This window comes from Klebsiella sp. 141240 (assembly GCF_050600805.1).
Lineage (GTDB): Bacteria > Pseudomonadota > Gammaproteobacteria > Enterobacterales > Enterobacteriaceae > Klebsiella > Klebsiella aerogenes.
Genome location: NZ_JAQIRK010000016.1, coordinates 1 through 13,711 on the forward strand (window position 1 = coordinate 1; position 13,711 = coordinate 13,711).

General features: G+C 52.8%; 12 protein-coding genes. 6 read left to right on the forward strand and 6 right to left on the reverse strand.

The window, feature by feature from the left end:
• Positions 1-162: 162 nt before the first annotated feature.
• Together mobB and mobA are read right to left on the reverse strand one after the other, a co-directional pair.
• The gene (mobB, locus tag PGQ95_RS21260; protein WP_213317852.1) at positions 163-669 is read right to left on the reverse strand and encodes a molybdopterin-guanine dinucleotide biosynthesis protein MobB; all 507 of its coding nucleotides are present in this window, start codon (positions 667-669) and stop codon (positions 163-165) included.
• Positions 666-1,247 (reverse strand): molybdenum cofactor guanylyltransferase MobA, encoded by a 582-nt coding sequence (gene mobA, locus PGQ95_RS21265; RefSeq protein ID WP_430919241.1) that lies wholly within the window; start codon positions 1,245-1,247, stop codon positions 666-668. Before mobA ends, mobB begins: the two co-directional genes overlap by 4 nt.
• 71 nt (positions 1,248-1,318) lie before the next feature.
• Here mobA and PGQ95_RS21270 point away from each other — a divergent pair, with 71 nt between their 5' ends.
• The 3 genes from PGQ95_RS21270 (at position 1,319) to dsbA (ending at position 3,300) form a co-directional block, all read left to right on the forward strand.
• Positions 1,319-1,588, forward strand: coding sequence for a YihD family protein (locus PGQ95_RS21270; protein WP_015368982.1), 270 nt, complete (start codon positions 1,319-1,321; stop codon positions 1,586-1,588).
• A 75-nt stretch (positions 1,589-1,663) separates the two neighbouring features.
• On the forward strand, positions 1,664-2,650 hold the full coding sequence (locus PGQ95_RS21275; RefSeq protein WP_411325991.1) for a serine/threonine protein kinase: 987 nt from the start codon (positions 1,664-1,666) through the stop codon (positions 2,648-2,650).
• Between the two features lie 26 nt (positions 2,651-2,676).
• The gene (gene dsbA, locus PGQ95_RS21280; protein WP_015368980.1) at positions 2,677-3,300 is read left to right on the forward strand and encodes a thiol:disulfide interchange protein DsbA; all 624 of its coding nucleotides are present in this window, start codon (positions 2,677-2,679) and stop codon (positions 3,298-3,300) included.
• A 43-nt stretch (positions 3,301-3,343) separates the two neighbouring features.
• On the opposite strand, the gene PGQ95_RS21285 is transcribed toward dsbA, so the two are convergent.
• Positions 3,344-4,246, reverse strand: coding sequence for an acyltransferase (locus PGQ95_RS21285; RefSeq protein ID WP_047054470.1), 903 nt, complete (start codon positions 4,244-4,246; stop codon positions 3,344-3,346).
• A gap of 396 nt (positions 4,247-4,642) precedes the next feature.
• Here PGQ95_RS21285 and polA point away from each other — a divergent pair, with 396 nt between their 5' ends.
• Entirely contained in the window at positions 4,643-7,423 is a 2,781-nt protein-coding gene (polA, locus tag PGQ95_RS21290) for a DNA polymerase I (protein ID WP_087858756.1), read from the forward strand.
• A 347-nt stretch (positions 7,424-7,770) separates the two neighbouring features.
• Here polA and yihA read toward each other — a convergent pair whose 3' ends face one another.
• Entirely contained in the window at positions 7,771-8,403 is a 633-nt protein-coding gene (yihA, locus tag PGQ95_RS21295) for a ribosome biogenesis GTP-binding protein YihA/YsxC (RefSeq protein WP_087858755.1), read from the reverse strand.
• Between the two features lie 581 nt (positions 8,404-8,984).
• Between yihA and yihI the strand changes: the two genes are divergently transcribed.
• Both yihI and hemN read left to right on the forward strand, forming a co-directional pair.
• A complete protein-coding gene (gene yihI / locus PGQ95_RS21300) occupies positions 8,985-9,491 on the forward strand; it encodes a Der GTPase-activating protein YihI (protein WP_113374883.1) in 507 nt (168 codons plus the stop codon).
• A 188-nt stretch (positions 9,492-9,679) separates the two neighbouring features.
• Complete coding sequence (gene hemN / locus PGQ95_RS21305; protein WP_430919244.1) at positions 9,680-11,053, forward strand: oxygen-independent coproporphyrinogen III oxidase; 1,374 nt, start codon at positions 9,680-9,682, stop codon at positions 11,051-11,053.
• 54 nt (positions 11,054-11,107) lie between these two features.
• Here hemN and glnG read toward each other — a convergent pair whose 3' ends face one another.
• Together glnG and glnL are read right to left on the reverse strand one after the other, a co-directional pair.
• Complete coding sequence (glnG, locus tag PGQ95_RS21310) at positions 11,108-12,517, reverse strand: nitrogen regulation protein NR(I) (RefSeq protein ID WP_087858753.1); 1,410 nt, start codon at positions 12,515-12,517, stop codon at positions 11,108-11,110.
• Positions 12,518-12,525: 8 nt separating this feature from the next.
• Positions 12,526-13,575 (reverse strand): nitrogen regulation protein NR(II), encoded by a 1,050-nt coding sequence (gene glnL / locus PGQ95_RS21315; RefSeq protein ID WP_015368972.1) that lies wholly within the window; start codon positions 13,573-13,575, stop codon positions 12,526-12,528.
• Between the last annotated feature and the right edge of the window lie 136 nt (positions 13,576-13,711).

Below are 13,711 nucleotides of genomic sequence, written 5' to 3' on the forward strand. Positions count from 1 at the left end.
AAACGAAAGGCTCAGTCGGAAGACTGGGCCTTTTGTTTTTGTGTTTTGCGGCCAGACGCGCCGCCATCTCCCCGGTGGCGCTGCGCTTACCGGGGTTACAGACCCCGTAGCCCGGAAAAGGTGCGCAGCACCGCCTCCGGGAAAATCCCACCTATATCACCGCTATTGCCTCTCTAACCAACTCGCAATAAACGTCGCGATCTGTGGAATATTATTTAAATCCAACAGCGGAAGTGACGTCGCGATGGGCACATCGCTGGCCACTGCTATCGTATGTTCATCAATCACTAACTCTTCTACACGATGTCCGCTGTTTTGCCGGAAAAGCAGGATCTTCGGTACAGGTTCATGCTTAAAACCCTCCACCAAAACGAAATCCAACTTTTCCGGATCCATTCTGCTTACCAGCCATTGAAGATCTAATTCGGGTTTATCAGGGGTTTCTGTCATCAGCGCCCAACGCTGCGCGCTTGCGACAATAGTTTGCGAAGCGCCAGCTTTGCGCAATTCGTAACTATCCTTGCCTGGCTTATCGACATCCATATCATGATGAGTGTGCTTAATCAGCCCCGGGCGTAATCCTTTGGCGCAGAGTGCAGGGATCAGGCGTTTTAATAGTGTTGTTTTCCCGGTACCGCTCCATGCGGCGATCGCCAGTAATGGGATCATGATGACTCCTGCATCTGCTGCAAATCATCCAGCGTATTCACATTGATGAATGCTGATTTCACATCGCTGAAATTCACCGGGTGCCCGCCCACTTGACGCATAAAGACCATCACCCGGCGTTCTCCATGAGCCAGATAAGTCTCCAGCTCCGGAATAATTCGTCGGTGGACTAATGCAACGGCGGGATGATCGCGCTCGCCATCGTGTACCCAAACCACCGGCGCTGAAGCTTTCTGTTGTACCAAACGCTCGACCAGAAAAGAGGGGATGAACGGCGTGTCGCAGGGGCAAAATACAAACCATGGGCTATCTACCTGCTGCATAACGGCAAGCATTCCGGCCAGTGGGCCTGGAAAATCAGCTTGGGTATCGCGATAAACGGCATATCCGCTGGTATGCCAATACTCAAGATTGCGATTAGCGCTAATCACTAATCTGCCTACCTGCGGCTCTAATGAATCCGCAACGTGACGCCAGAGAGGACGACCATTCAGCAACTGCAATCCCTTATCAACACCGCCCATGCGCGTAGCTCTTCCACCCGCCAGCACGACGCCGGTTATTGCCTCGCTTTGCATATTAATATCGCCTCTTTCATTGTGGGATTGACCCTGTTAACTTGTCCCTATCAAGAGTAAGGAGCATGACTATGAAATGTAAACGCCTGAATGAAGTAATTGAGCTTCTCCAGCCAGCCTGGCAAAAAGAACCTGAACTGAACCTGATGCAATTCTTGCAGAAACTGGCGGCGGAAGCAGGTTATAAAGGTGAACTAGCCGATCTTTCTGATGATATTCTGATTTATCACCTGAAGATGCGTGATTCATCGAAAGAGGCTGTCATCCCGGGTATTCAGAAAGATTATGAAGAGGATTTTAAAACCGCACTGTTACGCGCGCGCGGTGTTATTAAAGAGTAAAAGGTTGTAAGTGCTGCCGCGAAACCAGCTACGAGATGATATCCTGAAGCATTCGTACGATTATCGGATGTCAGGATGCACGATAACGCTTTTACTTTTCAGACGCTTCACCCGGATACCATCATTGATGGATTATTCGATCTGGGAATGCGGGTCGACTCCGGTCTGACTCCGCTTAATAGCTATGAGAACCGTGTTTACCAGTTTCAGGACGAAGACCGCCGCCGCTATGTGGTGAAGTTCTATCGTCCTGAACGCTGGTCTGCAGAACAGATCCTCGAAGAACACCAGTTTGCGCTTCAACTCGTAGAAGATGAAGTGCCCGTTGCCGCGCCGCTCTTATTTAACGACAGCACGCTACATCAACATCAAGGATTCTTCTTTGCCGTCTTCCCAAGCCTCGGCGGCCGCCAGTTCGAAGCGGATAATCTTGACCAAATAGAATGGGTCGGGCGCTATCTTGGCCGCCTGCACCAGACCGGTCGTAAGCAGCGTTTTAATGCGCGCCCGGAGATTGGCGTACAAGAATATCTGTTGGAACCACGTCAGGTATTCGAACAGGCGACGCTTATTCCATCTGGCCTGAAGGCTGATTTCCTGAGTGCGGCTGATAAACTCATCGATGCCGTCAGGGCACGGTGGCACGGGCGTGCGGATACGCTTCGTCTGCATGGCGACTGCCACGCCGGCAATATCCTGTGGCGCGATGGTCCGCTGTTTGTTGATTTAGATGATGCCCGCACCGGCCCGGCAGTACAGGATCTCTGGATGCTGCTGAATGGCGATAAAGCCGAACAGCGCATGCAGCTGGAGACCATCATTGAGGCCTATGAAGAATTCAGTCCGTTCAATACGGACGAAATCGCTCTCATCGAACCTTTACGCGCCATGCGTTTAGTTTATTATCTGGCGTGGCTGCTCAGGCGTTGGGACGATCCTGCTTTCCCTATAAATTTCCCATGGTTAACCGGGGAAGATTATTGGCGCGGGCAGACTGCAACATTTCTTGAGCAGGTGAAGGTTCTGCAGGAACCCCCTCTTCAGTTAACGCCAATGTATTAATGTGATATATCAGGAGAGAAATAATCATGAAAAAAATTTGGCTGGCGCTGGCTGGTATGATTCTGGCTTTCAGTGCATCCGCTGCCCAGATCACCGACGGCAAGCAGTACACCACCCTTGATAAGCCGGTTGCAGGCGAACCTCAGGTCCTTGAGTTCTTCTCATTCTACTGCCCGCACTGCTATCAGTTTGAAGAAGTGCTGCACGTTTCCGACAACGTACGTCAGAAACTGCCGGAAGGCACCAAAATGACCAAGTATCACGTTGAATTCCTGGGCCCGTTGGGTAAAGACCTGACCCAGGCGTGGGCTGTGGCGATCGCGCTGGGCGTTGAAGATAAAGTAACCGCGCCGATGTTTGAAGCGGTACAGAAAACCCAAACCGTGCAGTCCACTGCCGACATCCGTAAAGTCTTCGTTGATGCGGGCGTGAAAGGTGAAGATTACGACGCGGCATGGAACAGCTTTGTGGTGAAGTCTCTGGTCGCCCAACAAGAGAAGGCCGCAGCCGATTTACAGCTGCAGGGCGTTCCGGCGATGTTTGTTAATGGTAAATACCAGCTGAACCCGCAGGGTATGGATACCAGCAATATGGACGCATTTGTCTCCCAGTACGCAGATACTGTGAAACAACTGGTTGAAAAGAAATAAAAAAATGCCGGTCACTGACCGGCTTTTTTTATCGACTAAATAGTTACGACTTTTCGTTACCTTGCATAATGTCAGTGAGCTGGCGATCTTTTTCTTCCCAAAGCCCATTCAGCCAGCGCTGGAAACCGCGCTTAAAGTTTTTATCATTGACGTAATCACCGTGTAGCTCCTCGCCAATCGGCACCAGATTAATACGTACCACGATGCGCGTCAGGCGACCGCTTAACATATCGTAAAACGGCCTGGCATTATTGTCCGGATAGCACAGCGTAACGTTCAGTAGCTTATCGAACTGTGCGCCGAGGACGTTTAACGCCATCGCAATGCCCGCAGCCTTAGGCGGCAATAGGTTGTGGTAAGGCGAGCGCGTCTCGCGCTTCTTTTCTACGGTAAACCTTGAACCTTCAACGAAATTGACGATGGTTGTCGGATGAGAACGGAATTTTTCACATGAGCGGCGAGTCGTTTCGACGTCTTTACCGCGGCGTTCCGGGTGGCGCAGTAAGTAGCCGCGCGAATAGCGGCGCATAAAAGGCATATCAAGCGCCCAGCAGGCCAGGCCGATAAAGGGTACCCAGGCCAACTGCTGCTTGAGGAAGTATTTATTCATCGGGATATGCTTGCGAAACAGAACGCAGAGCACCACGATGTCCGCCCAGCTGTGATGGTTGCTGATAAGTAGATACCAGTTCTTTTTATTCAGCCCTTCCAGCCCCTGAATATCCCATTTCAACCATGGGTTGAGATGCAGCAGCAGCGCCAGCCCTTCGCACCAGCAATACATCATAAAATTGCAAAAAACGGAAATAGAACGCCAAACCGCCGGAATAGGTACCAGCAGTTTAATCAGTCCGGCGATGATAATCGGTACGGAACAGATAATGGTGACTAAGATGGTAAGGGCGATACTCAGCGGGAGTGTTATCGCAGCGAGTAATCTCGACATAGTTAGTTTATTCAGAAAGTTAGGCCGGCAAAGAACGTTCTTAAACCGCGCAAGGGGCTGATTTTACCAGAAAACGCGGCAAATAACGGGTCTTACCAGAACAGAAAAAAACGCGAATCTTATATCCACATGGAACATTGAGTCATCATGAAGCATATATAGCCTTGGGTGCATAATTAATGCATTGATATATAATGATTTATAAGATTCTTTGTCACATGGTTTAGGCTTTTTTGGCTGAGGCGATAAAACTATGCACAAAGTTATCCACAGATAATATTGTGCAGCGATTCACCTCTGCGATGAATCTTTTCGGCTAAATGCGGGAAAAATTCAGGATTTCATGCCCGTCTGTGGCATCCTTTACCCATAATCTGATAAACAGGCACGGAAATTATGGTTCAGATCCCAGAAAACCCTCTCATCCTCGTCGACGGCTCCTCTTACCTATACCGGGCTTACCACGCCTTCCCGCCGCTAACCAATAGCGCAGGGGAGCCTACCGGCGCAATGTACGGCGTGCTGAATATGCTGCGTAGCCTGATCCTGCAGTATCAGCCGACGCATGCCGTCGTGGTATTTGATGCCAAAGGGAAAACCTTCCGTGACGAATTGTTTGAGCACTACAAATCACATCGTCCGCCAATGCCGGACGATCTACGCGCGCAGATCGAACCGCTGCACAAGATGGTGAAGGCGATGGGCCTGCCGCTGATGGCGGTGCCTGGCGTTGAAGCGGATGACGTTATCGGCACGCTGGCCCGCGAAGCGGAAAAAGTGGGCCGTCCGGTACTGATTAGCACCGGTGACAAAGATATGGCGCAACTGGTGACGCCGGGCATTACCTTAATCAACACCATGACCAACACTATCCTCGGCCCGGAAGAGGTCGTGAATAAGTACGGTGTACCGCCGGAACTGATTATTGATTTCCTCGCGCTGATGGGCGACTCCTCAGATAACATACCTGGCGTTCCGGGCGTTGGGGAAAAAACGGCGCAGGCGCTACTGCAGGGATTGGGTGGTCTGGATACGCTCTATGCGGAACCAGAAAAAATCGCCGGGCTGACCTTCCGCGGCGCGAAAACGATGGCGGCGAAGCTGGAGCAGAACAAAGAGGTGGCCTACCTCTCTTATCAACTCGCCACAATAAAAACCGATGTGGAGCTGGATCTGGGTTGCGAAGAGCTGTTAGTTGCGCAGCCGGCGGCTGATGAACTGCTGGCGCTCTTTAAGCAATATGAATTCAAACGTTGGATCACCGATGTCGAATCCGGCAAATGGCTACAGGGGAAAGGCGCTAAACCAGCGGCGAAACCAGCTGAAGCCGCGGTGATTGTGGAAGAAGAGGTCGCAGCAACGCTCTCTGCTGAGCATTATGTGACAATCCTGGATGAAGCGACGCTGGTCGAATGGATTGCCAGATTGAAGAAAGCGCCGCTATTTGCTTTTGATACCGAAACGGATAGCCTCGATAACATTTCCGCCAATCTGGTTGGCCTGTCATTCGCGATTGAGCCTGGCGTCGCGGCTTATGTGCCGGTGGCCCATGATTATCTCGACGCGCCGGACCAGATCCCACGTGAACGCGTGCTGGAGCTGCTCAAGCCGCTGTTGGAAGATGACAAGGTGCTAAAAGTAGGGCAAAACCTGAAGTACGATCGCGGCATCCTGGCCAACTACGACATTGAACTGCGTGGTATTGCCTTCGACACCATGCTGGAATCCTACACCCTCGACAGCGTCGCGGGTCGACATGATATGGATAGCCTGTCCGATCGCTGGTTGAAACACAAAACCATCACCTTTGAAGAGATTGCCGGTAAGGGGAAAAATCAGCTCACCTTTAATCAGATTGCGCTGGAAGAGGCAGGGCGTTACGCCGCGGAAGATGCTGACGTGACGCTACAACTGCATCTGAAGATGTGGCCGCAACTACAGCAGCATGAAGGCCCGCTGAATATCTTTAAAAATATCGAGATGCCGCTGGTGCCGGTGCTGTCGCGGGTTGAGCGCAACGGCGTGAAGATCGATCCGGCGGTGCTACATGCGCATTCGCAGGAGATCGCTAAGCGTTTGGTTGAGCTGGAACAACGTGCCCATGAGATTGCCGGTGAGGAGTTCAACCTCTCTTCTACCAAACAGTTGCAAACCATCTTGTTTGAAAAGCAGGGCATCAAGCCGCTGAAGAAAACGCCTGGCGGCGCGCCGTCGACTTCTGAAGAGGTGCTGGAGGAACTGGCGCTGGATTATCCGCTGCCGAAGGTGATCCTCGAGTATCGTGGGCTGGCGAAGCTTAAATCGACCTATACCGATAAGCTGCCGCTGATGATTAACCCGAAAACCGGCCGCGTTCATACTTCTTACCATCAGGCGGTGACGGCGACCGGGCGTCTCTCTTCGACCGATCCTAACCTGCAGAACATTCCGGTGCGTAATGACGAAGGTCGCCGTATTCGTCAGGCGTTTATCGCGCCTGAGGATTACCTGATTGTGTCTGCCGACTATTCGCAGATTGAGCTGCGCATCATGGCGCATCTGTCGCGCGATGAAGGGCTGCTGAAGGCTTTTGCTGAAGGTAAGGATATTCACCGTGCCACCGCGGCAGAGGTGTTTGGCTTACCGCTGGAAAGCGTCAGTAATGAACAGCGCCGCAGCGCGAAGGCGATTAACTTTGGCCTGATTTACGGCATGAGCGCATTTGGTCTGGCGCGTCAGCTGAATATCCCGCGTAAAGAAGCGCAGAAGTATATGGATCTCTATTTCGAACGCTACCCGGGCGTACTGGACTACATGGAACGTACCCGCGCGCAGGCGAAAGAGCAGGGTTATGTCGAAACGCTGGAAGGGCGTCGTCTGTATCTGCCGGATATCAAATCCAGCAATGGCGCGCGCCGCGCGGGCGCGGAACGTGCAGCGATTAACGCTCCGATGCAGGGAACGGCGGCGGATATTATTAAACGGGCAATGATCGCCGTTGATGACTGGCTGCTGAGCGAAAAACCGCGCGTGCGGATGATCATGCAGGTGCACGATGAACTGGTGTTTGAAGTGCACAAAGACGATCTGGATAGCGTATCGAAGAAGGTGCATGAGTTAATGGAAAACAGCACCACGCTTGCAGTGCCGTTATTGGTGGAAGTCGGTAGCGGTGAAAACTGGGATCAAGCGCACTAAGTGGGCAATCTGTAAGGCTCTTTTTTGTAAGTTAGCAACATAACTTATAGATTTTTGTGATGGTCATTTGAATTTGTTATGTAAATAGTGAAAAAAAACTACAAAAAGTGCTTTATCCATAACCGAAAGAAGAGTAAAGTTATTCGCGTAGGGTACAGAGGTAAGATGTTCTATCTTTCAGACCTTTTACTTCACGTAATCGGATTTGGCTGAATATTTTAGCCGCCCCGGTCATTTATGACCGGGGCGTTTTTTATTGCGCGAAAGAAAAGTTTTACGCGCTGACAACAGCGTAAAATGAACGTCCGGATAGGGCGCTGGGCGCCATTATCCGGAAAAAGCGGGGGTTACTCTGCGTCTTCGGCGGCTTCTTGCGGCGGGATTTCGTTAAACCAGCTATCCAGCTTCTGACGCAATTTATCCACGCCAGTTTTTTTCAGCGAAGAGAAAGGCTCAACCTGGATATCGCCATTGAAGGCCTGTACCGCTTCACGCACCATATTGACCTGCGCTTTACGCGCGCCGCTGGCGAGCTTATCGGCTTTGGTTAGCAGGACCAGCACCTGAATATCGCTTTCTACCGCCCATTCGATCATTTGCTGATCGAGATCTTTCAGCGGATGACGGATATCCATCAATACCACCAGGCCTTTCAGGCACAGACGTTTTTCAAGATACTCACCCAGCGCCTTCTGCCATTTGATTTTCATCTCTTCCGGCACCTGCGCATAGCCATACCCCGGCAAGTCGACCAGGCGTTTACCTTCTGCGACTTCAAACAGGTTGATAAGCTGGGTACGACCCGGCGTTTTTGACGTACGCGCCAGGCTTTTCTGGTTAGTCAGCGTATTAAGGGCGCTGGATTTGCCCGCATTTGAGCGGCCAGCGAATGCCACTTCGATTCCGGTATCGGATGGAAGATGGCGGATATCAGGCGCGCTCGTGACAAAATGCGTCTGTTGATAATTCCAGTTGGTCAAGACTGTCGTCTCCGTAAAATCAGGCTATGGCGGGGATTATACCTGAAAGGGAGAAAAAGACTGTTTTTACCGCACGTCGGCGTTGTAAGTAAAAACCATGCGGTTTGTGAGACATTGTCCATAAGGACTATACGAAATTTGTGAGAAAAACCTGACGCCAAATTCATTGATTATCGTTAAATCATACTGTTACAGGAAATTCTATATCCTTAAGCTGGCTTTTCATCCTACAGGTGGTTGTCGATTTTCGGCAAAGCGGTAAAGTAGTGGGCAAAGGCGAGGATGCCGGAGGATTACGACTCAGGACGAGGGGTCAGGAGCGCCAGGAGGCGAAGACCAGGATTGTCAGGATGACAAACGTCTGGAGACGTTTTAAAAGGGAAAGGGACAGAACAAGGACCGTTGGAAGCTAAGGGAAAGACAGGGTAAGTCGATAGCTGACATGGAAAGTGGAAACCCGTTAAGGGTTGTGAGTGCGGAAAAAGGCGACAGATTAATCTGTCGCCTTTTTTCTTTGCTTGCTTTCTGCTAGATTCCGCCTCAATTCTATACTGAAGAAAACTGTCTGAAGATCACACATCATGAAAAAACCGGCATCCGCATCGCGCGGTAAAGCACGTGGTAAGTCGCGTGAAGAGTTGAACCAGGAAGCACGCGACCGTAAACGTCAGAAAAAACACCGCGGCCATGCCGCAGGCAGCCGCGCCAGCGGCGGCGATGCTGCTTCAGCAGGCAAAGGCCGCAGCCAGCAGCTGGACCCACGCATTGGCAGCAAAAAACCGATCCCGCTGGGCGTGACTGAAAGCACCCCGGCCGTTAAGCAGCACAAACCAAAGAGCGAGAAACCTATGCTTTCACCGCAGGCTGAGCTGGATTTGCTGGAGAATGATGAGCGCCTGGACGCGCTGCTGGAACGTCTGGAAGAGGGCGGTACCCTGAATGCTGAAGAGCAGGCCTGGGTCGATGCTAAACTGGATCGTATTGACGCGCTGATGCAGCAGCTTGGCCTCTCCTATGATGACGACGAGGACGAGGAAGAAGAAGAGCGTCAGGAAGATATGATGCGTCTGCTGAAGGGTGGAAACTAACGTTTGCATCCCATCGGATTCCCGGTCCTGCTTATAACCCTTCTGGTTATATGTTATCTGCTGTGGTTATTCGTTAAACTAAGACGGTTGTCGCGGCGTCAAAAATGGCTGCGCAACCGGCTCATGACCCGAGGTGCGGTTGGGCCGGCACGGCGTACCCGTCGGCGGCATCATCGGAAGGAGTGAGCATGTCTGAGCAGTTAATCGACTGGGATCTGGCCCTTATCCAGAAATATAACTATTCCGGGCCGCGATATACCTCGTATCCCACCGCGCTGGAGTTTTCTCCGGCGTTCGGCGCTGCTGATTTTGCCGCCGCCGTCGCCCGTTACCCGCAGCGCCCGCTGTCGCTGTACGTCCATATCCCGTTCTGCCATAAGCTCTGCTATTTTTGCGGCTGTAATAAGATTGTCACCCGTCAGCAGCATAAGGCTGACCAGTATCTTGATGTCCTTGAGCAGGAAATTATTCACCGCGCGCCGCTTTTTGCCGGCCGTCAGGTTAGCCAACTGCACTGGGGCGGCGGTACGCCGACCTATCTCAACAAAGCGCAAATTAGCCGCTTGATGAATCTGCTGCGTGGCCACTTCAGCTTTAACGCCGATGCGGAAATCTCCATCGAAGTCGATCCGCGTGAAATCGAACTGGATGTACTGGATCATTTACGATCTGCAGGGTTCAACCGTTTGAGCATGGGGGTGCAGGATTTCAATAAAGAAGTGCAGCGCCTGGTGAACCGTGAACAAGATGAAGAATTCATCTTTGCGCTGCTGCGTCATGCACGTGAGATTGGCTTCACATCGACCAACATCGATTTGATTTACGGTCTGCCGAAGCAAACGCCGGAAAGCTTTGCCTTCACGCTGCAGAAAGTCGCTGAACTGAATCCGGACCGTCTGAGCGTATTTAACTACGCGCATCTGCCTACGCTATTCGCTGCGCAGCGCAAAATTAAAGACGCGGATTTACCGAACGCAGAGCAGAAACTGGATATCCTGCAGGAAACCATCGCTTCCCTTACCGACGCTGGCTATCAGTTTATCGGTATGGATCACTTTGCCCGGCCGGACGATGAACTCGCAATTGCCCAGCGTGAAGGCGTGCTGCACCGCAACTTCCAGGGGTACACCACCCAGGGCGATACCGACCTGCTCGGAATGGGCGTGTCGGCGATCAGTATGATTGGCGACTGCTATGCGCAGAACCAGAAAGAGCTGAAACAGTATTATCAGCAGGTCGATGAAAGCGGCACCGCGCTGTGGCGGGGTATTGCGTTAACCCGCGATGATTGTATCCGCCGGGATATCATTAAGGCCCTGATTTGCAACTTCCGTCTTGAGTTCTCGGCGGTTGAAACGCAGTGGGATCTTATCTTCAACGATTACTTTGCCGAAGATATGAAATTGCTGGCGCCGCTGGCGAAAGACGGGCTGGTGGATGTGGATGAAAAAGGAATACAGGTTACGGCAAAAGGCCGTCTGTTGATTCGTAATATCTGTATGTGCTTCGATGCCTATCTGCGGCAGAAAGCGCGCCTGCAGCAGTTCTCTCGCGTTATTTAAGCGAATCCCGGTGAGCCAGCTCACCGGGCGTTCATTTCACCGCTGAGTCCGGTGTTATTCCATTCCCAGCTCTTTTAGCTTCCGCGTTAACGTATTTCGCCCCCATCCTAGCAGACGAGCGGCTTCCTGCTTATGCCCTTGCGTATGGCGCAGCGCGGTGGTGAGCAGTGCACGCTCCATTTCCGGCTGCGCTTCTGATAGCAGGTTTTGATGACCGGAACGCAGGGCGCGGTCGGCCCATTGCCCCAGCAGCGTTGCCCAGCTATCCGGTTGGAGCTGCGTTGGGCTATCGGGAATCGACGTTTCGAACAGCTCGGACGGCAAATCCTGGGTCAGTACCTCCTGGCCTGCTGCCATCACCGTTAGCCAGCGACAGGTGTTCTCCAGCTGTCGCACGTTACCGGGCCAGGCCAGTCGCGTCAGCGCCGCTTCCGTTTCCGGATGCAGCTGCTTGGCTTCGACGCCCAGTTCACGGGCGGCAATCTGCAGGAAGTGGCGCGCCAGGCGCGGAATATCTTCCCGGCGTTCGCGCAGCGGCGGCAAATGCACGCGAATCACGTTCAGGCGATGGAACAAATCTTCACGGAATTTTCCTTCCTGCACGCGTAGCTCAAGGTTCTGGTGGGTCGCGGCAATAATCCGCACATCGACTTTCACCGGCGCATAGCCGCCAACGCGATAAAATTGGCCGTCAGCCAGCACGCGCAGCAGTCGCGTCTGAACATCCAGCGGCATATCGCCAATTTCATCAAGGAACAAAGTACCGCCATCGGCCTGCTCAAAACGCCCCTGACGGACGGTATTGGCGCCGGTAAAAGCCCCTTTTTCATGGCCGAACAGTTCCGATTCAATTAAATCTTTCGGAATGGCCGCCATGTTAAGGGCGATAAACGGCGATTTGGCGCGTGGACTGTGGCGATGCAGCGCGTGGGCGACCAGCTCTTTACCGGTACCTGATTCGCCGTTGATCAGTACGCTGATTGAGGAGCGTGACAGGCGGCCAATGATGCGAAACACATCCTGCATCGCCGGCGCTTCGCCAATAATATCGGCCGTCGGGCTGCTGACCGGCGTATTACGCGGCTGCTGCTGCTCCTGATAATGGCTAATCGCACGGTCAACCAGCGCTACAGCCTCATCAATATCAAAAGGTTTCGGCAGGTAATCAAAGGCCCCCTGCTGATAGGCGCTGACGGCGGCATCGAGATCCGAGTGCGCGGTCATAATGATGACCGGAAGCATCGGATGGCGTTGTTTAATCTGCTTTAACAGCGCCAGGCCGTCCATCCCAGGCATGCGAATGTCGGAAAGTAAAACGTCCGGCGTTTTGGTAGTGAGGGCATCAAGCACCTCATTGCCGCTCTCAAACGTGGTGCAGCTTAAACCCGCTCCGGTGAGTGCGCGTTCAAGCACCCAACGGATGGAGCTATCGTCATCGACTACCCAGGCTATCCCTCGTTGCATAAACACCTCTATTTCCGAATAGGCAGGTATACCGAGAACTCGGTATGGCCAGGCCAACTGGTAAATTCAATTTTGCCGGAGTGCTGATCGATAAGACTGCGGGCGATGGAAAGCCCAAGACCGGTGCCGCCTTCGCGGCCGCTAACCATGGGGTAAAACAGCGTATCCTGCAGATGGGGCGGGATACCGGGCCCGTTATCTTCCACGTCGATACGCGCCGCCAGACGGTAACGTACGCCGTGGAGCGTGAGCTGAAAGGCGGTACGGGTGCGCAGGATGATTTCGCCGCCTTCGGGCCCCAGGGCCTGCAGCGCGTTGCGCACGATATTCAGCAACACTTGCTCGATTTGTTCCGGGTCGTGGGCCAGCTCAGGCAGGCTCGGGTCGTAATCACGGATCAGTTTGACGTTATCCGGCAACTCCATGGAGACCAGCGCCACCACGCGCTCCGCGACTTTATGAATGCTTTCTGTGATGTGCATACCGGGATGCTGCGGCCCCAGCAGGCGATCGACCAGGTTACGTAACCTGTCTGCCTGTTCAATAATCACCTGGGTATATTCCATCAGCGCGGGATCCGGTAGCGCTTTACTCAATAGCTGTGCCGCGCCGCGCAGGCCGCCGAGCGGGTTTTTAATCTCATGCGCCAGACCGCGCACTAAATCGCGCGCCGCCACCTGCTGAGCATGCTGCAGCTGTTCCTGGCTCAAACGTCGCTGATTATCCATCGGCGACATCTCAAGCAGGATATAGCCTTCAGGCAGGCGCTGAGCGGTGAGGGAGAGAATGTGCGAGCGGCCGTCAATCACCAGCGTCACTTCATTATCCGTGAAGCCCTGACCCGCCTGCAGGCTCTCCTGCATCAGGCCAATGTTTAACGAAAAGTAGCTCAGCAATTCTGGCAGCGGTGTACCGAATAATTTACGCGAACTTTGCGCCAGTAACTGCTGGGCAGCCGGGTTGGCATAATGCACCGCGAGGTCGTCATCGACTAATAAAATGCTGTGGATCAGCGAGTTGAGGATCTGCCCAGCATCGGGCTGTGTGCCTGTTGCCATCTGACAGTCTCCTGAAATGGTTGCACTATTTTAGTGCAGTATAGCTTTTTATTGGTAAAAAGCGCGAGAGATCAGCGTGTTGCTGGTGAAAAAAGCCCATCCTGAGATGGGCTGAAAGTTTCCACGGCAACAAAAC